Genomic DNA, 26,443 nt, shown 5'->3' on the forward strand with positions numbered 1-26,443 from the left:
GGCGCATGCGCCTGACCGAGATCAGCTATGGCAGCGCGCAGCCGGTAGAGGGCTATGGTCCGGGGTTTTTCCGCGTGGGCAGGCATGTGCTGCGCGGGGCCTGCCTGATCACGCCCTGGGATGCGGGGCTGTGGGGCGGGTTGACGGATACCGAGACGCCGCTGGCGATGGTGGGGCGGATTGACGTGCTGCTCCTTGGCATGGGGGCGGAGATCGGCCATCCGCCGCGCGCCTTTCGGGCGGCGCTGGAGGAGGCGGGGATCGGGGTGGAGGTGATGTCTTCGCCCGCCGCCTGCCGGACCTATAACGTGCTGCTGGGCGAAGGCCGGCGGATCGCGGCGGCGCTGCTGCCGGTCCTGCCCGCCGAGGGCGCGTCGTGACGCGCGGCGGCGAAAAATCTTCGTCCGAAGATTTTTCGGCCCGCCCGGGGGGCGGGGGCGCGGAATGGAGATGATCGTCGAGCATCTGGCCGTGGCGCGCGGGGGCGTGCCGGTGCTGGAGGGGCTGTCCTTCCGGCTGGTGGGGGGTGCGGCGCTGATCCTGCGCGGGCCGAACGGGGTGGGCAAGACCACGCTTCTGCGGACGCTGGCGGGGTTGCAGCCGGCGCTGGCGGGGCGGGTGTCGGTGCCGGGCGAAAGCATCGCCTATGCCGCCCATGCCGACGGGTTGAAGGCTGTGCTGACGGTGGAGGAGAACCTTCGCTTCTGGGCGGCGATCCATGGAACGGATTCGGTGGAGGCCGCGCTGGAGGCGATGGACCTGCGCGCCCTGCGCGGGCGGCTGGCGGCGAACCTGTCGGCGGGGCAGAAGCGGCGGCTGGGTCTGGCGCGGCTTCTGGTGACGGGGCGGAGTTTCTGGCTGCTGGATGAGCCGACGGTTTCGCTGGATGCGGGATCGGTCGCGCTGTTCGGATCGGTGGTGCGGGCGCATCTGGCGGGGGGCGGGGCGGCGCTGATGGCGACGCATATCGACCTTGGGCTGGCGGAGGCGGGGGTTCTGGACCTGTCGCCCTTCCGGGCGAAGGCGCCTGCGGCGGGCGGGCGGGTCGGGGCCTTTGACGAGGCTTTTGGATGAGGGCGGGCTGTGCCTTTTCCTGCGGCCGTGGCGCGGGTGGCACCGTGGTCAATGAGTATTTGGGCCAAGATGAAGCCGGGGGGGCGTCATGTGGGCGCTGCTGACCCGCGATCTGCGGCTGGCGATGCGGGCGGGGGGCGGGTTCGGGCTGGGGCTGGCCTTCTTCCTGCTGCTGGCTGTGCTGGTGCCTTTGGGTGTGGGGCCGGAGGGCGGGGTTCTGGGGGCCATCGCGCCGGGCATCCTGTGGGTGGGGGCGCTTCTGTCCTGCCTTTTGTCGCTGGACCGCATCTTTGCGCTGGATTTCGAGGACGGGTCGCTGGACCTGCTGGCCACGAGCCCGATGCCGCTGGAGGCGGTGGTGGCGGTGAAGGCGCTGGCGCATTGGCTGGTGACGGGGGTGCCGCTGACGGTGGTGGCGCCGGTGCTGGGGGTGCTGCTCAATCTGCCGGGGACGGGCTATGGCTGGCTGGTGCTGTCGCTGATGCTGGGGACGCCCGCGCTTTCGGTGATCGGGGCCCTTGGCGCGGCGCTGGTGGTGGGGGTGAAGCGGGGGGGCTTGCTTCTGTCGCTGCTGGTGCTGCCGCTTTATGTGCCGACGCTGATCTTCGGGGCGGAGGTGGTGAAGCGGGGCGCGGCGGGGATGGAGGTTTCGGTGCCGCTGCTGCTTTTGTCCGGGATCACGCTGGGGGCGGTGGCCTTGCTGCCCTTTGCGGCGGCGGCGGCGATCCGCGTCAATCTGCGCTAGGCGGCGCGCGGGAGTGTGAATTGCGGTCTGCGGGCCGAGGAATTAGGGAAAGCGCATGTCGATCTGGGAATATGCCAATCCGAAGAAGTTCATGCAGACCTCGGCCTGGGCGCTGCCCTGGGTGGCGGGGCTGGCGCTGCTCTGCCTGCTGGCGGGGCTGGTCTGGGGGTTCTTCTTCACGCCGGATGATTTCCGGCAGGGTTCGACGGTGAAGATCATCTATCTGCATGTGCCATCTGCGATGATGGCGATCAATGCCTGGGTGATGATGCTGGTCACGAGCCTGATCTGGCTGATCCGGCGGCATCATGTGAGCGCGCTGGCGGCCAAGGCGGCGGCGCCTGTGGGGCTGACCTTCACGGTGATCGCGCTGGTGACGGGGGCGCTGTGGGGCCAGCCGATGTGGGGGACCTGGTGGGCCTGGGACCCGCGGCTGACATCGTTCCTGATCCTGACGCTGTTCTACATGGGCTATATCGCGCTGTGGGAGGCGATCGAGAACCCGGATACGGCGGCCGACCTGACGGCGGTGCTGTGTCTGGTCGGATCGGTCTTTGCGCTGCTGTCGCGCTATGCGGTGCTGTTCTGGAATCAGGGGCTGCATCAGGGGGCGTCGCTGTCGCTCGACAAGGAGGAGAATGTGGCGGATGTGTTCTGGTTTCCGCTGCTGGTCTGCATAGCGGGGTTCGTGCTGCTGTTCGTGGCGCTGGTCCTGATGCGGACGCGGACGGAGATAAGGGCGCGGCGGTTGCAGGCGCTGCTGGCGCGGGAGCGGCTGGCATGATGCCCGATCTTGGGAAATACGCCTTCGAGGTGCTGTCCTCCTATGCGGCGTCGCTGGTGCTGCTGGGGCTGATCGTGGGGCTGTCGGTCTGGCAGGGGCGGCGGGTGAAGCGGCGTCTGGCCGAGGTCGAGGCGCGGGCGGAGGGGCGGGCCGATGGCTAGGTGGCTGATGGTGGTGCCGCCGGTCCTGTTCCTGGGTCTGGCGGGGCTGTTCTACATGGGGATGCAGCGCACGGCGCCGGATGACCTGCCGTCGGTCTTTCTGGACCGGCAGGCGCCGCCGGTGCCGAAGGCCGCCTTGCCGGGGATTGCGGGATTGACCGATGCCGATCTGCGGACGGGTGAGGTGACGGTGGTGAATTTCTGGGCGAGCTGGTGCCCGCCTTGCCGGGCGGAGCATCCGGTTCTGCTGGAGATGGCGGCGCGGGGCATCCGGGTTGCGGGCGTCAACATGATGGATGATGCCGAGGCGGCGGTGAAATATCTGGAGGAGGACGGCAATCCCTTCTTCGCCGTGGGGTTCGATCCCAAGGGGCGGGACCGGGTGGAATGGGGGGTGACCGCGCCGCCCGAGACCTTCATCCTGCGGGGGGACGGGACGGTGGCCTTCCGTTTCATCGGGCCGCTGGTGGGGACGGATTACGAGGCGCGCTTCGTGCCTGCGCTGGAGGCGGCGCTGGCGGAGGCGGAATAGGGGCGGAGACGCCTGCCGGACAGGAAGAAGGGGGGGCCGTGCAAGCCCCCCCTTTTCACATTGACCCGGACTGGGGATGCCGGATGCTGCTACCGCCTAAGGCAATCGGTCGTGGCACCGTCAGGCACTGGAACAGACAAAGAGCAGGAGGGCGAGGGCCACGAAAACCTCGCCCCAAGGGAGGATTGCGCCGGGGCGCGTCAGCGACCGTTCAGGGGGAGGAGGGAGATCGGTGACTGACATCTGGCTGGACCCGGTGCGGATTGAGGGAAACACTCGTACGCTACGGGATCACTCTACCAGAATTGCCCCGGGAATCAGCCCGGAGAGGTGGAAACAATGAGTTTCCACCACAAGCCATTACGGCGCGCCCTGTTGCGAGGGCGACCGGACGGCTTGTTAAGGTGTGTTGCACCGGAATTCGGGCAGGAGTTGGGCGGAAATGCGAACACCCCGCGGCAGGGCGCGGGGTGTTGCAAGGGTTGTTCCGGGGCCGGGATCAGGCGGCGGCGAGGTTGCGCAGCACGTAATGCAGCACGCCGCCATGTTCGACATATTCGATCTCGATTTCCGTATCTATGCGGCACTTGATCTGGATCGTCTTCGTGCTGCCATCGGCATAGGTGATGTGGCAGGGCACGGTGGAGAGCGGTTTCAGATCGCCTTCCAGACCCTCGATCGAGACGGTTTCATCACCCTTGAGCCCCAGCGATTTGCGCGTGTCGCCATTGGTGAATTCGAAGGGGATTACGCCCATGCCGACGAGGTTGGAGCGGTGGATGCGTTCGAAGCTTTCCGCGATCACCGCCTTGACGCCCAGAAGCGCGGTGCCCTTGGCCGCCCAGTCGCGCGAGGAGCCTGCGCCATATTCGATGCCACCGAAGATGACGAGCGGGGTGCCATTCGCCTGATGGGCCATGGAGGCATCGAAGATCGAGGTCTGCGCGCCATCCGGCCCCTTGGTGTAGCCGCCTTCGACGCCGTCCAGCATTTCGTTCTTGATGCGGATATTGGCGAAGGTGCCGCGCATCATCACCTCGTGGTTGCCGCGGCGGGCGCCGTAGGAGTTGAACTCCGACACCGGAACCTGACGTTCGACGAGGTATTTCCCGGCGGGCGTGGTGGGTTTGAAGGACCCTGCGGGTGAGATGTGGTCGGTCGTGATCATGTCACCGAGGAGCGCGAGGATGCGCGCATTGGTGATGTTCTTGATCGTGCCGGGCGTTTTCGCCATGCCGCGGAAATAGGGCGGGTTCTGGATATAGGTGGAGGAGGCGGGCCAGTCGTAGGTTTCGGCCTCGGTGATTTCCACCCCTTGCCATTTGGTGTCGCCCTTGAAGACATCGGCGTATTTCTTGAGGAAGGCCTCGCGCGTCACGGTGGCGTGGACGAGATCGGCGATTTCCTTGTTGGTGGGCCAGATGTCCTTGAGATAGACGGGTTTGCCGTCCTTGCCCGTGCCGAGCGGTTCGGTCGTCAGGTCGATGTTCATGTCGCCCGCCAGCGCATAGGCCACGACGAGGGGCGGGGAGGCGAGGTAGTTGGCGCGGACATCGGGGGAGATGCGGCCTTCGAAGTTGCGGTTGCCCGACAGGACGGCGGCGGCGACGAGGTCACCTTCGGCGATGGCGGCCGAAATCTCCGGCTGGAGCGGCCCCGAGTTGCCGATGCAGGTGGTGCAGCCATAGCCGACGAGGTTGAAGCCGATGGCGTCGAGGTCTTCTTGCAGGCCAGCGGCGTTGAGGTATTCGGATACGACCTGCGATCCGGGGGCGAGCGAGGTCTTGACCCAGGGTTTGCGGTTGAGGCCCAGGGCGCGGGCCTTGCGGGCCACCAGCCCCGCGCCGATCAGCACATAGGGGTTGGAGGTGTTGGTGCAGGAGGTGATCGAGGCGATCACGACCTTGCCGGAGGAGAGTTTGTAGTCTTCGCCCTTGACCGCGACTTCCACGCCCAGGGGGCGTTTGAAGGAGGCTTCCATTTCCTTGGCGAAGGAGGCCTTGGCCTCGGTCAGCGGCAGATAGTCCTGCGGGCGTTTGGGGCCCGAGATGGCGGGGACGATTTCCGACATGTCGAGGTGGAGGGTCGAGGTGTAGATCGGATCGTAATCCGCGCCGCGCCACATGCCATTTGCCTTGGCATAGGCTTCGACCAGGGCGATGCGCGATTCCTCGCGCCCCGTCTGGCGGAGGTAGCGGAGGGTTTCATCGTCGATCGGGAAGAAGCCGCAGGTTGCGCCATATTCAGGGGCCATGTTGGCGATGGTGGCGCGGTCGGCCAGCGGCAGGTGATCGAGGCCTTCGCCGTAGAATTCCACGAACTTGTTCACCACGCCGTGCTTGCGCAGCATCTGCACGACCTTGAGGACGAGGTCGGTGGCGGTGGTGCCTTCGCGCATGGTTCCCGTCAGCTTGAAGCCCACCACTTCGGGGATGAGCATGGAGACCGGTTGGCCGAGCATCGCGGCCTCGGCCTCGATCCCGCCGACGCCCCAGCCGAGGACGGCAAGGCCATTGACCATCGTGGTGTGCGAGTCCGTGCCGACGAGCGTGTCCGGGTAGGCCACTTCGACGCCGTTCTGATCCTTGTCGGTCCAGACGGTCTGGGCGAGGTATTCGAGATTGACCTGATGGCAGATGCCGGTGCCGGGGGGCACGACGCGGAAATTGTTGAAGGCCTTCTGGCCCCATTTCAGGAACACGTAGCGTTCCATGTTGCGTTCATATTCGCGGTCCACGTTCGCCTGGAAGGCGCGGGGGGTGCCGAATTCGTCGATCATCACCGAATGGTCGATGACGAGGTCCACGGGGACGAGCGGGTTGATCTTGGCGGCGGAGCCTTTCAGCCCGAGGATGCCGTCGCGCATCGCGGCGAGATCGACCACAGCCGGGACACCGGTAAAATCCTGCATCAGGACGCGGGCGGGGCGATAGGCGATTTCGCGCGGGTTCTGGCCGCCGAGCTTTGCCCAGTCGCCGAAGGCGCGGATATCCTCGACCGAGACGGTCTTGCCATCCTCGAAGCGGAGCATGTTTTCCAGCACGACCTTCAGCGCGGCGGGAAGGCGGGAGAAATCGCCCAGACCCGCGGCCTGTGCGGCGGGGATCGAGTAATAGGCGACGGACTTGCCGCCGATGGTAAGGGTCTGACGGGTTTTCGCGCTGTCATGTCCGACGGTGACGGTCATGGATGCCTCCTGCAAAATGGCTGTCGTCCGGGGGGCCGGAACGGCTGGCGGTCTCTGTCCTCTGCAACGGGGATTCTTGCGGGGGAATCCCGAGATGCAAGGGGTTGGGCATGTTGTATGCAATTGTATGCCGAAAATCCAGCCCCGATTTCGCAAGGATCACGATCCGGCGGGCGGCATCTGCGGCGCTGGGGCCACGCGAGAGGGTGAAAAGCGGGGTGCCCCCCCTCGCAAAACCTTGATTGGCGGGGCGGACGGGCTTTTTGTAACAGGGATGGGACTGGGGACGACCGGGAAGGAACCTATGCGACATTTCGTCAGCGCCCTGTGTGGCGCGACCCTTGCGCTGGCTGCGCCGGCTTTTGCCGAGGATGCGGGCGCGACGGGTGGGACCGAGGTTCGCCAGCCGGTGGTTGTGGAGCTTTACACGAGCCAGGGCTGCGCCTCCTGTCCGCCTGCGGATGAGTTTCTGGCCGAGCTTGCGGCGCATGAAGAGGTTATCGCGCTGGCGCTGCATGTGGATTACTGGGACTATATCGGCTGGGAGGACAGTTTCGCCCATGCCGCCTTCACCGAGCGGCAGAAGAGCTATGCCCGGGCGGTGAAGAGCCGGATGATCTATACGCCGCAGATGATCGTTGGGGGGCTGGACCGGGTGGAGGGCAATACGCCTGATGCCGTGGTGAAGCTGATCGGCAAGCATCTGGCGGCGGAGCGGCCTGTGCGGCTGACGCTGGAGCGGCAGGGGGATCAGGTGGTGATCCGGGCCGTGGCGGAACCGCCGCTGTCTTCCGGGGTGGAGGTACAGCTTGTGCGCTATCTGCCGGAGGCGATGGTCGCCATTGAGCGTGGCGAGAATGCCGGGAAGACGGTGACCTACCACAATATCGTGACGGAATGGACGAAGCTGGGCGATTGGCCGGGCGTGGCGCCGCTGGAGCTTGTGGCGCCTGCGCCGGGGGCGGAGCCTGTGGTGGTGATCCTTCAGGAGCCCGGGCCGGCCGCCATCCTGGCGGCGGCGCGGGTGGAGTGACGCCTAGCCCTTGCGCCGCGCCTGGGTTTCGCGGTGCCAGACATAGAGGCCTGCGATGACGATGATCGCCGCGCCGAGGAGCGTGAGCGCATCGGGCCATTCGTCATAGAGCACGATCCCCCAGCCGGTGGCGAGGATGATGCCGACATAGCCGAAGGGGGCGATGGCCCCGGCCTCGGCCAGGGAAAAGGCGCGGATCAGGCAGATCTGGGCGGCGGTGCCGAGACAGCCGACCGTGGCGAAGAGCCAGAGGTCTTCGGGCGCGATGGGCTGCCAGACGGCGGGCATGAGGGCGGAGGTGACGATGGTGCCCAGAAGCGCGCCGTAGAACATGGCCGTCCAGGGGCTTTCCGTCATGCCGACCTTGCGGGTCAGGAGGGCGGAAGCGGCATAGGAGACGGCACAGGCGAGCGGCAGGAGCGCCGCGGGTGTGAAGACATCGGCGCCGGGGCGGATGATGATCATGGCGCCGATCATGGCGGCGAAGACGCCTGCGAGGCGGCGGGGGCCGAGCTTTTCACCGAGAAAGAGGGCGGCGCCCAGCGTGATGAGGACGGGGTTGATGTCGGCGAGCGCGGTGGCCTCGGCCAGGCCGATATGGCTGAGCGAGGCGAAGAAGAAGCCGGTCGCGCCCAGCTGGGTGAGGGAGCGGAGTGCGTGGAGCTTGGGGTGGCGGGTGCGCAGCGCGGGGCGGAGGCGGATGTTCAGGATCAGCACGACGAGGAAGAGCTGGCCCGCGAAGCGCGCCCAGACGACCTGTGCGGTGGGGTAATCCTGCACGAGGCCCTTGGCCAGGGCATCCATCGCGGTGAAGAGAAGGAGCGAGCCCAGCATCAGGAGGATGCCGGTGCGGGTGGAGGCTTCGGTCGGGATCTGCATCGGCTGTCCTTGGGGCTGGCCGGACCCTAGGCGCGGGCGGGGGCGGGTGCAAGCAGGTGGGACGGTGATCCGGCGGAGCGCCGGGCGCGGGCGCCCGCCGCAAGCCTTTCCTGTCGCCTCCCGCGCGTGCCGCGCGTCCGGCTCCGCGTGAAGGGGCGTTCCGCCCCCTCTTGCCCCGCCAAGGGCGGGGCAATTCACCCCCTGAGGATATTTGAAGACAGAAAGTGTCGGGGCCGGGCGGGTGGTGCGGCCGGCGGGGGCGGGGTCAGTCTTCCCCCTCCTCTTGCCGGAGGGTGAGTTCGCCTGCGGCTTCGAGTTGCCGGATGGCGGTGATGAGGGCGGTATAGGCGGCATCGGCATCCTTGGGCGAGACCTTGCCGCGGGCGGCCATGTCGTCGCGCATCTGCTGCACCATGCGGGGGGAGAGGGCGGCGAGGATCTCTTCCACCACCGGGGCGAGGGCGGGGTCGGCGGTGGCGGCGGCGAAGGCGGTGGTGATCTGGGCCGGGTCGGTGGCGCGGAGGATGCGGGGCAGATCGCGCGGGGCGATGCGGGCGGGAATATGGGCGAAGGTGAAGATCGCCTTGCGGACCTGTTCGGCAAAGGCGGCATCCGCCTCATCCAGACCGGCGAGCACGTCTTCGCGGGTGGTGCTGGGCGAGACGTTGAGGATGGCGCCGATGCGGGCGACGGGGCCGTTCTGGAAGGCGCGGGGAGGGCGGGCATCGAGCTGGGCGACGAGGGACTGGCCGATGCGGCGCAGCGTTTCGGGCGCGGTGGTGGCGGTGCGCGACATGGCGAGGGCGACGCGGCGGGCGCGATCGCCGGGCATCCGCGACAGCAGGTCGGCGGCGCGGGGCACGGGCAGGCGGGACAGGGCTACGGCGGCGGTTTCGGGCGCCTCGTCGGCGAGCAGGGGAAGCAGTTCCTCGGGCGGGAGGGCGGCGATGCGATCCCAGGGATCGGCGCGGGTCTGGCCGGCGGCCATGCGGCGCAGGCGGCTGGCGGCATCGGGGGAGAGATTGCCTTCGACCAGGGCCAGCGCCCCGGCGAGACCATCGGGGAAGGTGAGACCCGTCGCCTCCAGCGCGGCGATGAATTCCTCGACCGTGGCGATCATGGTCGCGCGATCCACGAGACCCATGCGGGCCATCTGTTCGGCGAGGCGGGTCTGGTGCTGTTCGGGCAGGTCGGCGAGGGGGAGGGTGATCCCTTCGGTCAAGAGAAGCCGCACGATGATCGCCACCTTTTCCACCGGCGAGGTGGGGCGTGGCACGAGGCGCGGCGGGAAGGGAGAGGGGGACGACGGGCCGAAGCCGGAGGTCAGAAGCGCGCGTGAAACGTGGCTTTCGTCCTGCATGATATCCCTTCCCGGTGGCTTTGCCGGGAAGGGTAGAGGCTGCGGGTTAATCCGGGCTTAGCGGCGCCGGATCACCCGAGAGGCCTGATCACGACGTGGTCTGGGGCACGCAGGTGCCGGTGGCGGCGTCATAGACCGTGCCTTCGACGCAGGAGGAGGCCGAAATCTTGGTCTTTTCATAGTCGCAGCCCGGACCCGCCAGGGCGAGCGTCGGGGCGAGGGAGAGGGTAAAGGCAATGAACGTGGTCTTGATCTTCATGGGTCGTCCTTTCTTTCGCGTTTGGCTTTGGGCAGGGCGACCGGCGGTCGGAAAATCCGCATCCGGTGCGTAACTTTGAGGCTAGCACAGAATCGCGCCGGGCAAGGGCGGAATTTTCTTGCGCGGCGGGGGATCGCCTCACGCTTGCGTGATCGTGCCGTCAGGTGCCGAAAACGCGGGCGAAGATCGTGTCCACATGTTTGGTGTGATAGCCGAGGTCGAATTTCTCTTCGATCTCCGCCGGGGAGAGGGCGGCGGTCACCTCGGGGTCGGCCAGCAGTTCCGTCTTGAAATCGGCCCCCTGTTCCCAGACCTTCATCGCGTTGCGCTGCACGAGGCGGTAGCTGTCTTCGCGGCTGACGCCGGCCTGCGTGAGCGCGAGGAGGACGCGCTGCGACATGACCAGACCTTTGAACTTGTTCATGTTGCGGAGCATGTTCTCGGGATAGATCACGAGCTTTTCGATCACGCCTGCGAGGCGGTGGAGCGCGAAGTCCAGGGTGATGGTCGTGTCTGGGCCGATGGCGCGTTCGACGGAGGAATGCGAGATGTCGCGTTCGTGCCAGAGCGCCACGTTTTCCAGTGCGGGGGTGACCGACATGCGGACGAGGCGGGCGAGGCCGGTGAGGTTTTCGGTCAGCACCGGGTTCCTTTTGTGCGGCATGGCGCTGCTGCCCTTCTGGCCGGGGCTGAAGAATTCTTCGGCCTCCAGCACCTCGGTCCGCTGCATGTGGCGGATCTCGATGGCGATGTTTTCGATGCTGGAGGCGATGACGCCCAGCGTGGCGAAGAACATGGCGTGGCGGTCGCGGGGGATGACCTGCGTCGAGATGGGTTCGGGGGTGAGGCCCATCATCTTGCAGACATGTTCCTCGACCCTCGGGTCGATATTGGCGAAGGTGCCGACCGCGCCGGAGATGGCGCCGGTGGCGATTTCGGCGCGGGCATTGACGAGGCGGGCGCGGTTGCGGGCCATTTCGGCGTAGAAGCGCGCGAAGGTGAGGCCCATGGTGGTGGGTTCGGCATGGATGCCGTGGCTGCGCCCGATGCGGACCGTGTCCTTGTGTTCATGGGCGCGGGCCTTGAGGGCGGCGAGGACGCGGTCGAGGCCGGCAAGCAGAAGGTCGGCGGCGCGGGCAAGCTGGATGTTCAGCGTGGTGTCGAGCACGTCGGAGGAGGTCATCCCCTGATGGACGAAGCGCGCCTCATCATTGCCGATGATCTCCGCCAGATGGGTGAGGAAGGCGATGACGTCATGTTTGGTGACGGCCTCGATCTCGTCGATGCGCGCGACGTCGAAGGTGACGTCCTTTGCCTTCCAGACGGCTTCGGCATTGGCCTTGGGGATGACGCCGAGCGCGGCCTGCGCGTCGCAGGCATGGGCCTCGATCTCGAACCAGATGCGGAAGCGGGTCTGGGGGTCCCAGAGGGCGACCATCTCGGGGCGGGAATAGCGGGGGATCATTGCGGCGCGGCCTTTGTGCTAGGATGCGGTGACGTCCCTTATGCCGGGACGGGACGGGTGGCAAGCATCGGGGAGAGCGGGATGCGCTGGATCGGGGTGGTGGTGGCGCTGTGGCCGATGGCCGTGGCGGCGGAAGGCTGGGAGCGGCTGGATGGCGCGGGCGTGCGGGCAGCGCTGGAGGGGCGGGCGCTGGTCTATGAGGATGGCACGGTGCAGGATTTCCGCGCGGATGGGCGGACGCTTTATGGTGCAGAGAGTTGGGGGAAGTGGCGGGTGGAGGGGGATCGGTACTGTTCGGTCTGGCCGCCATCGGATCGCTGGGCCTGTTATGACCTGGAGCGGGACGGGGTGCGGTTGCGGTTCCTGTCGGATGACGGGTCGGAGACGGTGGGGGCTTATGGCGATCTGTGAGGCGTGAAAGGATTTGGTGTCACGGCCGGGGCGTGGCAGGCTGATGGTCTTGGTTCAGGCAGGGAGGGCGGGATGGTCGAGGTGGTGAAGGGGCGTGAGGTCACGGTGACCTTTGACGGCGCGAAATGCGTGCATTCGCGCAATTGCGTGCTGGGGAACCCGAAGGTCTTTGTTCCGAACGTGAAGGGGGAGTGGATCTTTCCCGATGCGGCCCCGGCGGAGGCGGTGCTGCGGATCGGGTTCAACTGCCCGTCGGGCGCGATCCGGGTGCAGCGGAATGACGGGGCGGGATCGTCGGAAGTGGCGCCGGTGGTGAATACGCTGCGGGTGCGGGAGAACGGGCCCTATGCGATCGAGGCGCCGATCCTTGTGCAGGGCGCGGAGGCGGGGGTGCGGGCGACGCTGTGCCGCTGCGGCGCCTCGGCGACGAAGCCCTATTGTGATGGAAGCCATGCGGCGGCGGGGTTCACGGCGACGGGGGAGCCTGCGGTGAAGGAGAGCGCGGCGCTGGAGGCGCGGGACGGGGCGGTGTCGGTGGAGCCGCAGAAGGACGGGCCGTTGAAGGTGGTGGGCAATCTGGAGATCGTGTCGGGCACCGGGCGGACGGTGAACCGGGTGACGCAGGTCTGGCTGTGCCGCTGCGGGGCGTCGAAGAACAAGCCCTATTGCGATGGAAGCCACAAGGCGGCGGGGTTCGTGGCGGAGTGAGCGGGGGTGTGGGGCGGGGTGAGGCGGGGTGAACCCCGCCCTACGGGGGAGTTAATTCTTGGCCTTCGGTTCGGCCTTTATGATATTGATTTTGAATAATTATCCGGATTTTGGCGTAAGGCGGGGTGAACCCCGCCCTACGCGCCCATTAGGGCCCTGTCGAAGGGGTATCGGGTCAGGTTTTCGCATCCGGTTTCGGTGATAAGCACCTGATCTTCCAGCTTGATCGAGAAATTTCCGCCTTCGGGGCTCACCAGCGCCTCGACACAGATCGTCATGCCGGGTTCGAGGACGGCGTCGAAGGCGCCTTCCATCCAGCCGTCGGGATAGGTGACATAGGGCCATTCATCGCAGAGCCCGACCCCGTGCATCTTGCAGGAGTATTTTCCCTTCCAGTACTGGTCATCCAGTTGATGCCCGCCGAAGGTCAGTTCGCGGATCGAGACGCCGGGTTTCAGCCGGGCCTGATGGTCGCGGATATGGTCCAGCGCATGGGCGTAAGCCGAGATCATCGCATTGCTGGGGCGTTCATCGCCCACCCACCAGGTGCGGGAAATGTCGATGCAGAAGCCATAGGCGCCGATGAGATCGGTGTCGAAGGCGACGATTTCATTGTTCTGGACGATGCGGGGGCCGCATTCCTGGAACCACGGATTGGTGCGGGGTCCGGAGGCGAGGAGGCGGGTTTCGATCCATTCGCCGCCGCGGCGGATGTTTTCGGCATGCAGGACCGACCAGATGTCATCTTCGCTGATGCCACCCTTCGGCACGTTCTCGCGGGTGAAGACCTCCATCGCGGCGACGGCGCTTTCGCAGGCATGGGCGGCGCAGCGCATGGCGAGCATGTCGTCGGGCCCCTTGATGGCGCGGGTGCGTTCGGTGACCTCTTCGCCTTCCATCACCTGAAACCCGATGGATTCCAGGGCGCGCAGGCCGTGGACCATGATCTTGTCCACGGCGAGGCGGCGGTTGGTGCCGGCGTGGTCGCGCATCACCTCATCCACCTGGGCGGCGAAGGCACGGGCGGCGGCCTCGCCCCGGTCGCCGGTGGAGTTGTAGAAGAAGGTGGCGCCGGAGCGGAGTTCCTTGACCAGCGGGTTGAAGGTCACGAGGAAGGGGGAGTTCTTGTATTCCCACATCACCATATGCCCATCCGCGCAGAGCAGGCAGGCGCGGAAGGGGTTGTGGGTGTTCCAGAGCTGCATGTTGGTGGTGTCGGTCGCGTAGCGGATGTTCAGCGGATCGAACATCAGGAGGCCGCCGTAATCGCGGGCGTGGAGCGCCTTGACCAGACGATCCCAGCGGTATTGGCGCATCCGGGCGAGATCGGGCGGGGTGAGGCCGGCGGCCTCCCATTCCCGGAAGGCAAGCTGGGTGGGGCCGATTTCGACGCGGTCATTGTCATTCGGGCTGCCATCGCCGAGGCGCGGGCCGCGGGTCGGGTCGATCTTGCGGCGGTCGGCGTGGTACTGGACGGTCATCGGCGATCCTCCCCTTGCTGTGGGAATGGTGGCGTGGCGGCGACGGGCGGGGTTGCCGGGGCGCGACGGGGGCGCGTCGGTTTCAGACCGGCTTGCCCAGGGGCGGCCCTGCGGTTAGGCATGGGCCATGCGCGCGCCGGTGTTTCAGGACAGATTGCCCCATGTGCCGTGGATGGGCCCGGCCACTGCCCGCCTGCCGGGGATGCGGCCCTGCGGGGCGGAGGACTGGCTGCGGGTGGATGAGGCCTATGCCGGACAGATGGCCGAACGCGACTGGCTGATTGCCACACGGCAGCCGTTGGTGCATGCGCTGTTGCCCGAGGGGCGGGCGGCGGCGGCGGAGTTGCTGGCGGCGGCGCTGGACCTGCTGGCGCGGCGGGAGGGCTATGCCGTGGGGGCGGCGGCGGTGACGCGGCCGGATGGGGTGGTGGTGCCGGTGGACCGGAGCTTTCCCCTGATCACGCTGGGGCGGCTGGTGCAGGAGGATCTGTGCCTGATGGTCAAGCAGGGGGATGAGAGCGTTCTGGTGGGCGCGATCCTGTGCTTTCCGGCAAGCTGGACCCTGGCGCAGAAGATCGGGCGGCCGATGACGGGCATTCATGCGCCGGTGGCGCATTATGATGCGGAGTTGGCGCGGCGGGTGCAGCGGCTGTTCGACATGGTGCGGGTGGGCCAGCCGATGGAGCGGTTCAACGCGCTGATCTATGACGACCCGACGCTGCATCAGCCCCGGCTGGAGACGGAGCGGCGGCCGCGTCCGGTGGAGCGGCGTTATCTGCGGTCGGAGCGGCAGGTGGTGCTGCGCCTGCCACAGACGGAGGCGGTGCTGTTCTCGATCCACACCTATCTGGTGCCGGTGGAGCGGCTGGACCCGGCGGCGCGGGAGGCGATGGTCGCGGCGGGGCTCTGACGGGTCAGATCGTGAGGCCGGCCGGGCTGAGCCCCAGCATATGGGCGATGCCCAGCATGGTGCAGGTCAGGGCCGTGACGCGGGCCGAGGCGTTTACATCGCCGCCGCGCAGGAGGGAGCGGGTCAGCATGGCCGCGCCCATCGGCAGATAGACCACCATCAGCGTGACATCGAGGGCGGAAGCGGCAAGGCGCATCCGGACATTTTCGGGCGGGGTGTCCGCTTCGGGATAGAGCGCGGCGCGGACGCGGCGCAGGTCCGGGCCATTGGCGGCGGTCGTGTCATTGGCCGGAAGCGGGGCATCGCCTGCGGGTTGGGCATGGCCGAGGGCGCGGGCGCGTTCGGCCTTGGCGGCCTTGATCGCGATGGCCTTTTCCACGAAGGAGACGGGCATGCCTTCCTCGGCTTCGGGGAAGGCGCGGATCGCCTCGGCGGGGGCGGAGCGGCGGGTCAGCGTCTTGGGGGCGCCATTCGCCAGATCGGGGAGGCGGGTGAAGAGGTCATCCACGAGATCGGTGGTGACGGGACCGGCGACCTGATGCCAGAGCGTTTCGCGCGGAGCGAAGCGGGAGCGCAGGCGTTCGGCGATGACCTGGCAGAGGCCTTCGTAGCGGCGGCGGTCTGCGGGATCGTGGCGGCGGTTCGGGCCGGGCCCGACGGAGATCATCAGGCTGGCGGGCAGGCCGACGGCGGCCTCGCCGGTATAGGAGAGGGTGAAGCGCACGGCATCCAGATCGAGGAAGGCGACATCGTCGCAATCCCAGGTGATGATGCGCCGACCTGCGCCGGAGCGTTCCAGCGCGGCGTCGAGTTCCTTGACCAGAAGCCCGAGATTGAGCGCCGGATCACGATCAAACACGAACTGGGCGATGGTGCTGTCATCGAAAGCCATCGTCCAACCCTCCTTTCCCGTTCTGCCCCCCACGGGCGTCGCGTGTTGCCAAGGATGTTGGTGAATTGTGCCGTTTTTCGGATCAGTTTGTGGAAAATGGCCGGATCGGCGGGGTTGAATGCCCCATTCTTGCCCTGATTGACCCCGAACGCGCGGAAATCCGCCGATCATCCTGGGGTTGTATCGGGATTGTGAACAGCGCGGCGGTGCAATCAGGGGGCGAGTCGCCGCGCTGGTCGCGCGATCAGAGGAAGGGCAGCAGGGCCGGGGAGGCGAGGGCGCCGATGGGGATGGCGAGGGTGGCGGCGGCTGCTGCGGCGGCGGCGAGCCCTGGGCCGAAGCTGCGGGCAGGCCAGAGCGCGGTGAGCCGGGAGATGGGGGCGAGGAGGCGGGCGGCGCGTGATCCACCGACGCGGCGTTTCGGGATGGGCTGCGTTTGGGTGGTTTCCGGCGCGGCCCGTTCTTCCGTGGCGGGTGACGTGCTGGTGGCTGTGATGGTTGCCGTCACGGTTGCCGGGCGCGCGGCAGCATGGCTGCGCTGGCGGAGGGTCCGTCCGGCCTGAATTACGGTGAGGAACAGCCCGGTCAGGAAGGCGAGCACCTGAAGCGCCATACCGAGGGTTGCGGCGAGGGCCAGGGCGGGGAGCGGATGCTGCCGCGTCTCGGCGGCGGCGGCGGCTTCTGCTTCTTCCGGGGTGGGCGTGTAGAGGATGTCGCGCAGGTCGCGCAGGCGGTCGCGCAGGGGATCGTGGATCTGCGGCTGCGGGCGGGCGCTGCGGGTGCTGTCGGCCGGGGTCAGGTGGCGGACCGGGCGGCGCGGCACGATCAGGGTGGCCGGTTCGGCGGCGGTGGCGGCCACGATGGGTGCGGCGGGTTCCGCGATGGTTTGCATCACGGGCCGGGCCTTGGGTTCCGGGGCCGGATCATCGTGCCAGAGGTTGCGCTGTTCCGGAGCGAGCGCCGCTTCCATCGCGGCGATATGGGCGCGGGCGCGGGCGCGGCTGCGCAGGAGGCGGGGATCGACATCCGGGCCTGACAGGCTGTCATCGTCGAAGACGCCGTCGAAGAGGTTGAAGCTGGGCAGGGAGACGGGGGCCGCATCTTCGGCGCCGCGGGCGGAGGTGAAACGGAGCGGGCGGCGCGGGGTGATCAGCCGGGTCTCCGGTTCTTCGGCCTGCGCCTCTGGGGCGGGCGGGGCCTCGGGTGCGGGCGAGACATGGGAGGCGGCGGCTTCGGCGCGCAGATCGGCGAGGGGCGGGACTGCGGGCAGCGGCGGCAGGTCGGATTTCGGCAGGCTGTCGAAGAAAGCCGGACGCATCGCGGTAAAGGTTTCCGCAGGATGCCGTTCTGCACTCTGGGCAGGATGGTCAGCCCTGGAGGTGGAGGCGGCTTGCGGTCCCTCTGCCAGGGCCGTTGCGGCCATAAGACGGGCGGAGAGGGGGGAGCGGGACGAGGTAAACTCGGGCACTGGCAGGAAGGAGATATCGCAATCGAGCATGGCAGCATTCCCTTCTTTTTTTTGAAGGCAAACACCGAATCGTGTCCATAATTTGGCCTTTCTGTGGACCGGTTCGCGGCAATACCTGTAATTGTTGGGGTCCAGGACGGAATTGATGTTCGTTAATGTCAAGGAACCGCCAGTTTGCCGCCCGCTTGCCATGTCGGAAAAAAGAAAAGGGCCGCGGATTGCGGCCCTTTTGCGATGATTGTGGCAACCGATCCGGGGATCAGCAGCTGTAATACATCTGATATTCGATCGGGTGCGGCGTGTGTTCGAAGGCGTAGACCTCTTCCCACTTCAGCGCCATGTAGCCTTCGAGCTGATCCTTGGTGAAGACGTCGCCCGCGAGCAGGAAGTCGTGATCCTTTTCCAGCTCTTCCAGCGCCTCGCGGAGCGAGCCGCAGACGGTGGGGATGGCGGCCAGTTCTTCCGGCGGCAGATCGTAGAGATCCTTGTCGGAGGCGGGGCCCGGGTCGATCTTGTTCTTGATGCCGTCCAGACCGGCCATCAGCAGGGCCGAGAAGGCCAGATAGGGGTTGGCCGACGGATCGGGGAAGCGGGCCTCGACACGCTTGGCCTTCGGGCTCTCCGTCCACGGGATACGGACGCAGCCCGACCGGTTGCGGGCGGAATAGGCGCGCAGAACCGGGGCTTCGAAGCCGGGGATCAGACGCTTGTAGGAGTTGGTGGAGGGGTTGGTGATCGCGTTGAGCGCCTTGGCATGCTTGAGGATGCCGCCGATGAAGTAGAGCGCCTCTTGCGACAGGTCGGCATATTTGTCGCCCGCGAAGAGCGGCTTGCCGTCCTTCCAGATCGACATGTTGACATGCATCCCCGAGCCGTTGTCGCCCTTCATGGGTTTCGGCATGAAGGTCACGGTCTTGCCATAGGCGGCCGCGACGTTGTGGATGACATATTTGTACTTCTGGATGTTGTCGGCCTGCGCGGTGAGCGTGCCGAAGATCATGCCCAGTTCATGCTGGCAGGTGGCCACTTCGTGGTGGTGCTTGTCCACCTTCATGCCCATCCGCTTCATCGTCGAGAGCATCTCGCCGCGGATGTCCTGCGCTTCGTCGATCGGGTTCACCGGGAAGTAGCCGCCCTTGTAATTGGCGCGGTGGGCGAGGTTGCCGCCTTCCATGACCGTGTCGGTGTTCCAGGCGGCGGCTTCGGCGTCGATCTGGTAGGCAACCTTGTTCGGCGAGACCTGATAGCGGACGTCGTCGAAGATGAAGAATTCGGCCTCAGGCCCGAAATAGGCCGCGTCACCGATGCCGGAGGATTTCAGATAGGCCTCGGCCTTGGCGGCGGTGCCGCGCGGGTCGCGGCTATAGGCCTCGCCCGTGTCGGGTTCGACGACGTTGCAATGCACGCACATCGTCTTTTCGGCATAGAACGGGTCGATATAGACCGAGGAGGCATCGGGGATGAGCTTCATGTCGGACTGGTCGATGGACTTCCAGCCGGCGATGGAGGAGCCGTCGAACATGAAGCCTTCCTCGAAGAAGTCTTCATCCACAAGATCGGCCACAAGGGTGACGTGCTGAAGCTTGCCCTTCGGGTCAGTGAAGCGGATGTCGACATATTCGACTTCCTCGTCCTTCATCAGCTTCAGAGCATTCTTAACTGCGCTCATCATGATGCCTTTCGGTTTGGTTGTTGCAGTTGCCGCCACCGGCCGGGGCCGGGGCGGGGATGGGTTGGGCCAGCAGGTCAGACCGCGTCGTCGCCGGTTTCGCCGGTGCGGATGCGGATCGCCTGTTCGACGGGAGAGACGAAGATCTTGCCGTCGCCGATCTTGTCGGTGCGGGCGGCGGAGACGATCGCCTCGATCGCGGCTTCGACCATGTCGTCGGTCAGCACGACCTCGATCTTCACCTTGGGCAGGAAGTCCACCACATATTCGGCACCGCGGTAGAGTTCGGTATGGCCCTTCTGGCGACCGAAGCCTTTGACTTCGGTGACCGAGAGGCCCTGGATGCCGGCTTCCTGAAGGGCTTCCTTCACCTCGTCCAGCTTGAACGGCTTGATGATCGCCTCGATCTTCTTCATGGGCCGACTCTCCCCCCGCGTGGCTTGCCAAGGACGTCTCATCATGTTCGCATTGGGGCCACAATTGCGGGCGGGCCGGATGAGGCGCTTCGCCACGGGTTTCCGAGTGGTGTGATTAAAAGTTGTGCAATAAGCCTCCTTGGTGGGCGGTTTGCGAATGAAATGGGCGGGAAAATGACGGAATTGCTGACGGCTGCACAAATGCGCGCCATCGAGGCGGCGGCCATCGAGAGCGGCGCTGTGACCGGTCTGGAGCTGATGGAGCGGGCCGGGCGGGGGGTCGTGGAGGCGGTCTTTGCGGAATGGCCGGAGCTTGCGGCGGGGTCGTTCCGGGCGGTGGTGCTGTGCGGGCCGGGGAACAATGGCGGCGACGGGTTCGTGGTGGCGCGGTTGCTCAAGGAGTGGGGGTGGGAGGTGGAGGTGTTCCTCTACGGCGACCCCGAGCAGATGCCGCCGGACGCGCGGGTGAATTATGAGCGGTGGCGGGGGATGGGGGAGGTGGGTGAGTTTACCTTGCGCAATGCCGCCTCTTCGCTGTTCGGTGCCGTCGGGGCGGACCAAGGTCGACACCCAAAACCAGTCTTTTTCGATGCGCTTTTCGGGACAGGGCTTACCCGCGCCCTTGAACCAAATGTCCGGCGCATCGCTGGACTACTCGCCAACACGGCGCGGTTTGGTCATGCCTATGTTGTGGCGGTAGATATCGTGAGTGGTCTCAGCGCCGACAGCGGTCTTCCGCTTCGAACAGGGGATGAGGATCCTGATGACCGTCTCGGCGCGCGCCTGACGGTGACGTTTCACTGCGCGAAACAGGGGCACTATCTTGCTGAAGGACCGGAATGTTGCGGCAAGCTGGTGGTGGCTGATATCGGCCTGAGGAGTGAAGTTGGGGTGCCGTTGGTTGAAGCCCCTGACGTCGACCTGCTTCGGAAGACGCCTTCTTCGCACAAGTTTGGGCATGGCGCGGCGATTGTTCTCTCCGGCCCCTCCGGTCGCGGCGGCGCGGCGCGGCTGGCGGCGCGGGGGGCGCTGCGGGTGGGCGCGGGGCTGGTGACGGTGGGCTGTCCTTCGGAGGCCTTGGTCGAGAACGCGGCGCGGCTGGATGCGGTGATGCTGCGGGTGGTGGAGGATGGGGCGGCACTGGGGGCTGTCCTGGAGGATGGGCGGATCGGGGCCGTGTGTCTGGGGCCGGGGCTGGGGACGGCCGCGCGGGAGGCGGGGTTGGTGGCGGCGGTGTTGGTGCGGCGGGATGAACCCCTTCAACGGCGGGGTGAACCCCTTCAGAGGCGGGGTGAACCCCGCCCTACGGTGTTGGACGCGGATGCGTTGACGATCCTTTCGCGGGAGGCGGGCTTGGTTGGGGCGCTGCATCGGGCTTGCGTTCTGACGCCGCATGGCGGGGAGTTTGCGCGGCTGTTTCCGGATATTGCGGAGAAGCTGGCTGCGCCGGCCACCAGGGGGCCTGCCTATTCCAAGGTTGATGCGACGCGGGAGGCGGCGGCGCGGGCGGGGTGTGTGGTGCTGTTCAAGGGGGCGGATACGGTGATTGCGTCACCCGATGGGCGCTGTGCGGTCAATTCGGCGCATTACGAGCGGGCGGCACCCTGGTTGGCGACGGCGGGGTCGGGGGATGTGCTGGCGGGGTTCATCGCGGGGCTGATGGCGCGGGGGTTTTCGGCCTTTGATGCGGCCTGCACGGGGGCCTGGCTGCATGTGGAATGCGCGCGGGAATTCGGGCCGGGGCTGATCGCGGAGGACCTGCCCGAGATGCTGCCTGCGGTGTTCCGGCGGTTGGGGGTGTGAGGCGGCGATTTCTGACGCAGAAATCGCTGCGGAATTTGGCGCAAATTCCGCTTTGAGACCGCCGGCCGGGGTCCGTTTCCTGCGTCAGGAAACGGTGCGAAATCTGCGTCAGATTTCGCCCTGATTTTCCTCTCGCATCCCCCGTGGGGCTTTGCTAGAAGGGCGCGGAATTTTCAGGGCACGTGCGGGCCGGACCTGAGGGGGACGGACGGGCGCGCTTTGGGCAATTTGCGGGCGTGGCGGAATTGGCAGACGCACCGGATTTAGGTTCCGGCGCCTTACGGCGTGGGGGTTCAAGTCCCTTCGCCCGCACCAGGGATGAGATGAGAAGGACGGAAACATGCAGGTCACCGAGACCCTGAACGAAGGTCTGAAGCGCGCCTACACCATCACGGTGACGGCGGCCGAGCTGGACGCGAAGGTTCAGGAAAAGCTGGTCGAGGCGCAGCCCGAGATCGAGATGAAGGGTTTCCGCAAGGGCAAGGTGCCGCTGGCGATCCTGAAGAAGCAGTTCGGTCAGCGCCTGCTGGGCGATGCGATGCAGGATGCGATCGACGGCGCGATGAAGGCGCATTTCGACAAGACCGGTGACCGCCCCGCGCTGCAACCCGAAGTGAAGATGGTGGATGGCGAGAACTGGAAGGAAGGCAAGGACGTCGTCGTCGAGATGTCCTACGAGGCGCTGCCGCCGATCCCGGATCTGGATGCGGGCAAGATCGTGCTGGAGAAGCTGGTCGTGAAGGCCTCCGAGGCCGATATCGACGAGGCGCTGGCCAATCTGGCGGGCAATGCCAAGAATTTCGAGGATCGCAAGAAGGGCGCCAAGGCCAAGGATGGCGACCAGATCGTGATCGACTTCAAGGGATCGGTCGATGGCGAGCTGTTCGAGGGTGGCTCGGCCGAGGATTATCCGCTGGTGCTGGGCTCCAAGTCCTTCATCCCGGGTTTCGAGGATCAACTGATCGGCGCCAAGGTCGGGGATGAGGTTTCGGTCAATGTGACCTTCCCCGAGGAATATGGCGCGAAGCATCTGGCCGGGAAGGCCGCTGTCTTTGCCTGCACCGTGAAGGCGGTGAAGGAGGCCAAGCCGGCCGAGATCGACGACGAGCTGGCGAAGAAATACGGGGCCGAGGATCTGGCCGCGCTGAAGGGGCAGATCGCGGAGCGTCTGGAGGCCGAATACAAGGGCGCCTCGCGCGCCGTGCTGAAGCGGGCGCTGCTGGATCAGCTGGACGGCATGGTGAAGTTCGACCTGCCGGCACGTCTGGTGGAGGCCGAGGCGGCGCAGATCGCGCATCAGCTCTGGCATGAAGAGCATCCCGAGGAACATGGCCACAAACACGGCAACATCGAGCCGACGGATGAGCACAAGACGCTGGCCGAGCGCCGGGTGCGTCTGGGCCTGCTGCTGGCCGAAGTGGGCCGCAAGGCCGAGGTGACGGTGACGGATGCGGAGATGACGCAGGCCGTTCTGGCGCAGGCCCGCAACTATCCGGGGCAGGAGCGCGCCTATTTCGAGTTCGTGCAGAAGAACCAGCAGGTGCAGCAGCAGCTTCGCGCGCCGATCTTCGAGGACAAGGTCGTGGACCATATCGTGGCCGGGGCCAAGGTGACCGAGAAGGAAGTCGCCAAGGACGCGTTGCAGAAGGCCATCGAGGCGCTGGACGAGATGTAAGGCTTTCTCCCTTCGGGGAGGCAGGGCCGGGGGCGCAGCCTCCGGCCCTTTTTCATACGCGGCTTCGGGCTTCGCGCCAGAGGATGTAGAGGCCTGCCCCCACGATGATGGCGATGCCGATCCAGTCGGTGCCATTGGGCCAGTCCTGCCAGAAGACCCAGCCATAGATCACCGACCAGATGAGGCCGGTATATTCGAACGGGGTCACGGCCGAGGCTTCGGCCACGCGATAGGCCTGCGTCAGCAAGGTGAGGCCCGCCGCGGCTATGATGCCGCAGGCCATCATCAGCATCAGGTCGAAACCGCTGGGCGTGACCCAGCCGCGCAGCAGGAAGGCGAGCGAGGGATGGGCATCGCCCTCCCAGGCGCCGCTGCCGAAGATCGCGGAGAGCAGCAGCGCACCGAGCAGGAAGACGGCATTGCCCCAGAAGGCCAGCGCCGAGGCGGTTTCCGTGCTGCCGAGGCGGCGTGCGGAGATCATGGAGATGGCATAGGTGAGGCCCGAAAGCACCGGGAGCAGCGCCGCCCAGTCGAAGAGATCGCCACCCGGACGGACCATGATGAGGACACCGGCAAAGCCGGCCATCAGCGCGACCCAGCGGCGGGGGCCGACCCTTTCGGCAAGGAAGAAGACCGAGAGGATGGTGATGAAGAGCGGCGCGGAGAAGTAGAGCGCGACGGTGGTGGCCATCGGCAGGGCGGCGAGGGCGAGGTAATAGCAGGTATAGGCCGCGAACATGACCCCGCCACGCCAGATCATGGCGCGGGTGCCGGGGGTGAAGAGGCTGCGCAAGCCCCCTTCCCAATGCACGAGCAGCAGCAGGAAGGGGATCGCGGTGAGCGAGCGCAGGACCATGGCCTGATGCAGCGGATAGGCCCCGGAGAGGAGTTTCAGGATCAGGTCCTGAATGGAGAAAACGGCAACGCCGGAGACCAGGAAGGCGATGCCTTTTGCGGTCTGGCCGGGCAGGGGCTGGGCTGTGGCTCTCATGACCCAAGGCTAGGCGGGCCGAGGGGGCGGGGCTTGGGCGCGGGCGACATGGAATGTCGCGGGCGATGGTCAGAGCGCGGCGAGGCGGGCGGCGGTTTCGGGCATCCGGGCGAGGCTGGCGTCGAGCCGGGTCTGCCAGTTGGGGCCGCGGGAGCGGGCATCCTCCCAGGCTTCGCGGAGGTCTTCGGGGCGGTCCTCGGCGAGGATGCGGATGAGGAATTCGGCCTGCGCACGATCCTTGCGGGATTTGATCTGGTCCGGCCCGCCGCGGCGACGGTCTGCCACGATGAGCTTGTGGATGGCGAAGCGTTCGGGGCGCGGGATCTGGATCAGGATGCCGGAGCGGTAGAGGGCGGCGGCCTTGATCGGTTCGGCGATCAGGTAATTGAGGTAATGCAGCGACTGGGCCGAGACGCCGAGGGCGGGCAGGTCGCGGATGTCTTCTTCGGGGCGGAAGGAGGGGGTGAGGAATTCCACAAGGCTTTCGGTTCCGGCCTGTTTCCATCGCCAGACGGCGCGCCCGTCGATCGTCGGGATGGGGGCGAAGGAGAGGTCGCGGAAGGTATCGGCGAGCGGGGTTTCAACCCTGTCCTCCAGCACGAGGGAGAGCCGTTCGAACTGGGCGATGTCGAGGTCGTCGGTCTGGGCGGCGGCGTCGAGGGGGATGGTGACACCCAGTTCGCCTTCGTAATGGCGGAAGGCATGGGTGCCGACAAGTGTGCCGCCAAGGCGGAAGACGCCCGTCCGCGCCATGGCGGTGAGCAGCGCGCCGGTGGTACGGTCCGGCGACAGAAAGCCTTCGGCGCGCAGGATGCGGATCAGGCGGCTGGCCCTTGCGCTGCGATCCGCGCGGGTGGCGGCAAGATCGCGGGCGCGGGCGACGAGGGCGGCGGTTTCGGGCGTGTCTTCGCCGATATAGCGTTTGCGGACCGTGCTGCCGATGCGACGGGTTTCGTACCAATAGCCCCGTTTGCCGCGCCGTTCGAGGAAGGGGGCACCCGTGATGTCTGCGGCATCCTCTTCCCGCAGGATGCGGAGCAGGTCGGTATAGGCGGCGAGGGCGGTGGGGCTATGTGGGCGCATTTCTGGACTACGGAATTTTCTTTTGTAGTCTATAGCATCTATGGACAACGCGAGTCAAAATTGTAGTCCATGCCATGTACAACAATGGACAGCGTTTGTTGTACATGGCCGTGCAAAGAAAAAACCGCGCAGGTTGCCCTGCGCGGTTTGCTTTGGTCTGGTATCGAAGGACGCTTACGCGTCTTCGGAGGCCGCGCCGCCGATATCGTCGAAAAGTTCGGCGATTTCGAAATCGGCTGCGGCATCGGCTTCGGCCGCCAGTTCCTGGATCGACTTGCCCGAGGCCTGCAATTCGGCCTCTTCGGCCGAGCGGGCGACGTTCAGCGTGACCTTCACGGTCACTTCCGGGTGCAGCACGACCGTGACGGTGTGCAGGCCCAGATCCTTGATCGGGCGATCCAGCACGACCTGGGCGCGGTTCACGGTGAACCCGGCTGCGGTCGCGGCTTCGGCGGCGTCACGGGTGGTGACGGAACCGTAGAGCGCGCCGGCATCCGAGGCGGAACGAATCACCACGAAGGACTGACCGTCGAGCTTGGCGGCGACGGCATCGGCTTCCTTCTTGGTCTCGAGGTTCTGCGCCTCGAGCTGGGCCTTCTTGGCCTCGAAGGATTTGATGTTCGCCTCGTTGGCGCGGAGCGCCTTGCCCTGCGGCAGGAGGAAGTTGCGGGCGTAGCCGTCCTTGACGTTCACGACTTCGCCCATCTGGCCAAGCTTGGCCACGCGCTGAAGGAGGATGACTTGCATGTGGGTCTCTCCTTACTTCACGGCATAGGGAAGCAGGGCGAGGAAGCGGGCGCGCTTGATCGCCTGCGCCAGTTCACGCTGCTTTTTCGCCGAGACGGCGGTGATGCGGGACGGGACGATCTTGCCACGCTCGGAAATGTAGCGTTGCAGGAGACGGACGTCCTTGTAGTCGATCGCGGGAGCATTGTCGCCCGAGAAGGGGCAGACCTTGCGGCGGCGGAAAAACGGTTTGTTCGCCATGGTTTATGGTCCTTTCCTGGGCCTGATCAACGACGGAAGCCGCCACGGTCGCCCGTGCGTTCCGGGCGGTCGCCGAAGCTGCGTTCGCGGCGTTCGCCACCGCCGAAGCCGCCTTCGGGACGGTCGCCGCGTTCACGGTCATCCCGCTTTTGCATCTGCACCGACGGGCCTTCGCCATGCGCTTCGACCTTGATGGTCAGGACGCGCATCACGTCGTCATGCAGGCGCATCAGGCGTTCCATTTCCTGCACGGCGGCCGAGGGCGCGTCCGAACGCAGGAAGGCATAGTGGCCCTTGCGGTTCTTGTTGATCTTGTAGGCCATCGTCTTGACGCCCCAGTACTCGGACTCGACGACCTTGCCGCCGTTATCCGCGAGAACCGTGGAGAAATGTTCGATGAGACCTTCGGCCTGCGCGTTGGAAAGGTCCTGACGCGCGATGAAGACATGCTCGTAAAGAGCCATGTGCAC

General features: G+C 66.3%; 27 protein-coding genes and 1 tRNA gene. 13 read left to right on the forward strand and 15 right to left on the reverse strand.

Annotated elements, in window-relative coordinates; genetic code table 11:
- The first annotated feature begins 5 nt into the window (after positions 1-5).
- From C0V75_RS06750 to C0V75_RS06775, 6 genes are all read left to right on the forward strand, one after another.
- Entirely contained in the window at positions 6-380 is a 375-nt protein-coding gene (locus tag C0V75_RS06750; RefSeq protein ID WP_101920154.1) for an Mth938-like domain-containing protein, read from the forward strand.
- Positions 381-444: 64 nt separating this feature from the next.
- On the forward strand, positions 445-1,074 hold the full coding sequence (gene ccmA, locus C0V75_RS06755) for a heme ABC exporter ATP-binding protein CcmA (RefSeq protein WP_101920155.1): 630 nt from the start codon (positions 445-447) through the stop codon (positions 1,072-1,074).
- Positions 1,075-1,162: 88 nt separating this feature from the next.
- Complete coding sequence (gene ccmB, locus C0V75_RS06760; RefSeq protein ID WP_101920156.1) at positions 1,163-1,819, forward strand: heme exporter protein CcmB; 657 nt, start codon at positions 1,163-1,165, stop codon at positions 1,817-1,819.
- 55 nt (positions 1,820-1,874) lie between these two features.
- Positions 1,875-2,603 (forward strand): heme ABC transporter permease, encoded by a 729-nt coding sequence (locus C0V75_RS06765; RefSeq protein ID WP_101920157.1) that lies wholly within the window; start codon positions 1,875-1,877, stop codon positions 2,601-2,603.
- Complete coding sequence (ccmD, locus tag C0V75_RS06770) at positions 2,600-2,764, forward strand: heme exporter protein CcmD (RefSeq protein ID WP_101920158.1); 165 nt, start codon at positions 2,600-2,602, stop codon at positions 2,762-2,764. The genes C0V75_RS06765 and ccmD overlap by 4 nt, the downstream gene beginning before the upstream one ends.
- On the forward strand, positions 2,757-3,296 hold the full coding sequence (locus C0V75_RS06775) for a DsbE family thiol:disulfide interchange protein (protein WP_254216396.1): 540 nt from the start codon (positions 2,757-2,759) through the stop codon (positions 3,294-3,296). The genes ccmD and C0V75_RS06775 overlap by 8 nt, the downstream gene beginning before the upstream one ends.
- Positions 3,297-3,795: 499 nt before the next feature.
- Here the strand turns inward: C0V75_RS06775 and acnA are convergent, their stop codons facing one another.
- The gene (gene acnA, locus C0V75_RS06780; protein WP_101920160.1) at positions 3,796-6,483 is read right to left on the reverse strand and encodes an aconitate hydratase AcnA; all 2,688 of its coding nucleotides are present in this window, start codon (positions 6,481-6,483) and stop codon (positions 3,796-3,798) included.
- A gap of 304 nt (positions 6,484-6,787) precedes the next feature.
- Between acnA and C0V75_RS06785 the strand changes: the two genes are divergently transcribed.
- Positions 6,788-7,516, forward strand: a complete 729-nt coding sequence (locus C0V75_RS06785) for a thioredoxin family protein (RefSeq protein ID WP_101920161.1) — start codon at positions 6,788-6,790, stop codon at positions 7,514-7,516.
- A gap of 3 nt (positions 7,517-7,519) precedes the next feature.
- Here the strand turns inward: C0V75_RS06785 and C0V75_RS06790 are convergent, their stop codons facing one another.
- The 4 genes from C0V75_RS06790 to purB form a co-directional block, all read right to left on the reverse strand.
- Positions 7,520-8,395, reverse strand: a complete 876-nt coding sequence (locus C0V75_RS06790) for a DMT family transporter (RefSeq protein WP_101920162.1) — start codon at positions 8,393-8,395, stop codon at positions 7,520-7,522.
- Positions 8,396-8,660: 265 nt separating this feature from the next.
- Positions 8,661-9,755, reverse strand: coding sequence for a FliG C-terminal domain-containing protein (locus C0V75_RS06795; RefSeq protein ID WP_101920163.1), 1,095 nt, complete (start codon positions 9,753-9,755; stop codon positions 8,661-8,663).
- Positions 9,756-9,843: 88 nt separating this feature from the next.
- Positions 9,844-10,014, reverse strand: a complete 171-nt coding sequence (locus tag C0V75_RS23135) for a hypothetical protein (protein ID WP_173861046.1) — start codon at positions 10,012-10,014, stop codon at positions 9,844-9,846.
- A 160-nt stretch (positions 10,015-10,174) separates the two neighbouring features.
- The gene (gene purB / locus C0V75_RS06800; RefSeq protein WP_101920164.1) at positions 10,175-11,479 is read right to left on the reverse strand and encodes an adenylosuccinate lyase; all 1,305 of its coding nucleotides are present in this window, start codon (positions 11,477-11,479) and stop codon (positions 10,175-10,177) included.
- A gap of 57 nt (positions 11,480-11,536) precedes the next feature.
- Here purB and C0V75_RS06805 point away from each other — a divergent pair, with 57 nt between their 5' ends.
- The gene (locus C0V75_RS06805; protein WP_143710390.1) at positions 11,537-11,890 is read left to right on the forward strand and encodes a hypothetical protein; all 354 of its coding nucleotides are present in this window, start codon (positions 11,537-11,539) and stop codon (positions 11,888-11,890) included.
- 72 nt (positions 11,891-11,962) lie between these two features.
- Positions 11,963-12,598 carry a CDGSH iron-sulfur domain-containing protein gene (locus tag C0V75_RS06810; RefSeq protein ID WP_101920166.1) on the forward strand — a complete coding sequence of 212 codons (636 nt, stop codon included), beginning with the start codon at positions 11,963-11,965 and terminating at the stop codon, positions 12,596-12,598.
- Between the two features lie 137 nt (positions 12,599-12,735).
- Here C0V75_RS06810 and dddP read toward each other — a convergent pair whose 3' ends face one another.
- Positions 12,736-14,079 carry a dimethylsulfonioproprionate lyase DddP gene (dddP, locus tag C0V75_RS06815; RefSeq protein WP_101920167.1) on the reverse strand — a complete coding sequence of 448 codons (1,344 nt, stop codon included), beginning with the start codon at positions 14,077-14,079 and terminating at the stop codon, positions 12,736-12,738.
- A gap of 127 nt (positions 14,080-14,206) precedes the next feature.
- Between dddP and C0V75_RS06820 the strand changes: the two genes are divergently transcribed.
- A complete protein-coding gene (locus tag C0V75_RS06820) occupies positions 14,207-14,989 on the forward strand; it encodes a DUF3445 domain-containing protein (protein WP_101920168.1) in 783 nt (260 codons plus the stop codon).
- A gap of 4 nt (positions 14,990-14,993) precedes the next feature.
- Here C0V75_RS06820 and C0V75_RS06825 read toward each other — a convergent pair whose 3' ends face one another.
- From C0V75_RS06825 to C0V75_RS06840, 4 genes are all read right to left on the reverse strand, one after another.
- The gene (locus tag C0V75_RS06825) at positions 14,994-15,881 is read right to left on the reverse strand and encodes a hypothetical protein (protein WP_101920169.1); all 888 of its coding nucleotides are present in this window, start codon (positions 15,879-15,881) and stop codon (positions 14,994-14,996) included.
- Positions 15,882-16,125: 244 nt separating this feature from the next.
- The gene (locus tag C0V75_RS22935) at positions 16,126-17,379 is read right to left on the reverse strand and encodes a hypothetical protein (RefSeq protein ID WP_158241793.1); all 1,254 of its coding nucleotides are present in this window, start codon (positions 17,377-17,379) and stop codon (positions 16,126-16,128) included.
- Between the two features lie 229 nt (positions 17,380-17,608).
- On the reverse strand, positions 17,609-19,018 hold the full coding sequence (glnA, locus tag C0V75_RS06835; protein ID WP_101920171.1) for a type I glutamate--ammonia ligase: 1,410 nt from the start codon (positions 19,016-19,018) through the stop codon (positions 17,609-17,611).
- A 77-nt stretch (positions 19,019-19,095) separates the two neighbouring features.
- Positions 19,096-19,434 carry a P-II family nitrogen regulator gene (locus C0V75_RS06840; protein ID WP_101920172.1) on the reverse strand — a complete coding sequence of 113 codons (339 nt, stop codon included), beginning with the start codon at positions 19,432-19,434 and terminating at the stop codon, positions 19,096-19,098.
- Between the two features lie 174 nt (positions 19,435-19,608).
- Here C0V75_RS06840 and C0V75_RS06845 point away from each other — a divergent pair, with 174 nt between their 5' ends.
- The 3 genes from C0V75_RS06845 to tig all read left to right on the forward strand — a co-directional run bounded on the left by C0V75_RS06845 (position 19,609) and on the right by tig (position 22,912).
- Complete coding sequence (locus C0V75_RS06845; RefSeq protein ID WP_101920735.1) at positions 19,609-21,237, forward strand: NAD(P)H-hydrate dehydratase; 1,629 nt, start codon at positions 19,609-19,611, stop codon at positions 21,235-21,237.
- Positions 21,238-21,467: 230 nt separating this feature from the next.
- Positions 21,468-21,552, forward strand: a tRNA-Leu gene (locus tag C0V75_RS06850).
- A gap of 25 nt (positions 21,553-21,577) precedes the next feature.
- Positions 21,578-22,912, forward strand: a complete 1,335-nt coding sequence (gene tig, locus C0V75_RS06855; protein ID WP_101920173.1) for a trigger factor — start codon at positions 21,578-21,580, stop codon at positions 22,910-22,912.
- 52 nt (positions 22,913-22,964) lie between these two features.
- Here tig and C0V75_RS06860 read toward each other — a convergent pair whose 3' ends face one another.
- The 5 genes from C0V75_RS06860 to rpsF all read right to left on the reverse strand — a co-directional run bounded on the left by C0V75_RS06860 (position 22,965) and on the right by rpsF (position 26,437).
- Positions 22,965-23,903 carry a DMT family transporter gene (locus tag C0V75_RS06860; RefSeq protein ID WP_101920174.1) on the reverse strand — a complete coding sequence of 313 codons (939 nt, stop codon included), beginning with the start codon at positions 23,901-23,903 and terminating at the stop codon, positions 22,965-22,967.
- A 69-nt stretch (positions 23,904-23,972) separates the two neighbouring features.
- Complete coding sequence (locus C0V75_RS06865; RefSeq protein ID WP_101920175.1) at positions 23,973-24,986, reverse strand: GSU2403 family nucleotidyltransferase fold protein; 1,014 nt, start codon at positions 24,984-24,986, stop codon at positions 23,973-23,975.
- A gap of 174 nt (positions 24,987-25,160) precedes the next feature.
- Positions 25,161-25,733: a 50S ribosomal protein L9 gene (gene rplI, locus C0V75_RS06870; RefSeq protein ID WP_101920176.1), complete on the reverse strand. Its 573-nt coding sequence runs from the start codon at positions 25,731-25,733 to the stop codon at positions 25,161-25,163.
- Positions 25,734-25,745: 12 nt separating this feature from the next.
- Positions 25,746-25,973 (reverse strand): 30S ribosomal protein S18, encoded by a 228-nt coding sequence (gene rpsR, locus C0V75_RS06875; RefSeq protein WP_023666208.1) that lies wholly within the window; start codon positions 25,971-25,973, stop codon positions 25,746-25,748.
- 26 nt (positions 25,974-25,999) lie between these two features.
- The gene (rpsF, locus tag C0V75_RS06880; protein WP_101920177.1) at positions 26,000-26,437 is read right to left on the reverse strand and encodes a 30S ribosomal protein S6; all 438 of its coding nucleotides are present in this window, start codon (positions 26,435-26,437) and stop codon (positions 26,000-26,002) included.
- Positions 26,438-26,443 lie beyond the last annotated feature (6 nt).

It is taken from the genome of Tabrizicola sp. TH137, from assembly GCF_002855575.1.
Lineage (GTDB): Bacteria > Pseudomonadota > Alphaproteobacteria > Rhodobacterales > Rhodobacteraceae > Paragemmobacter.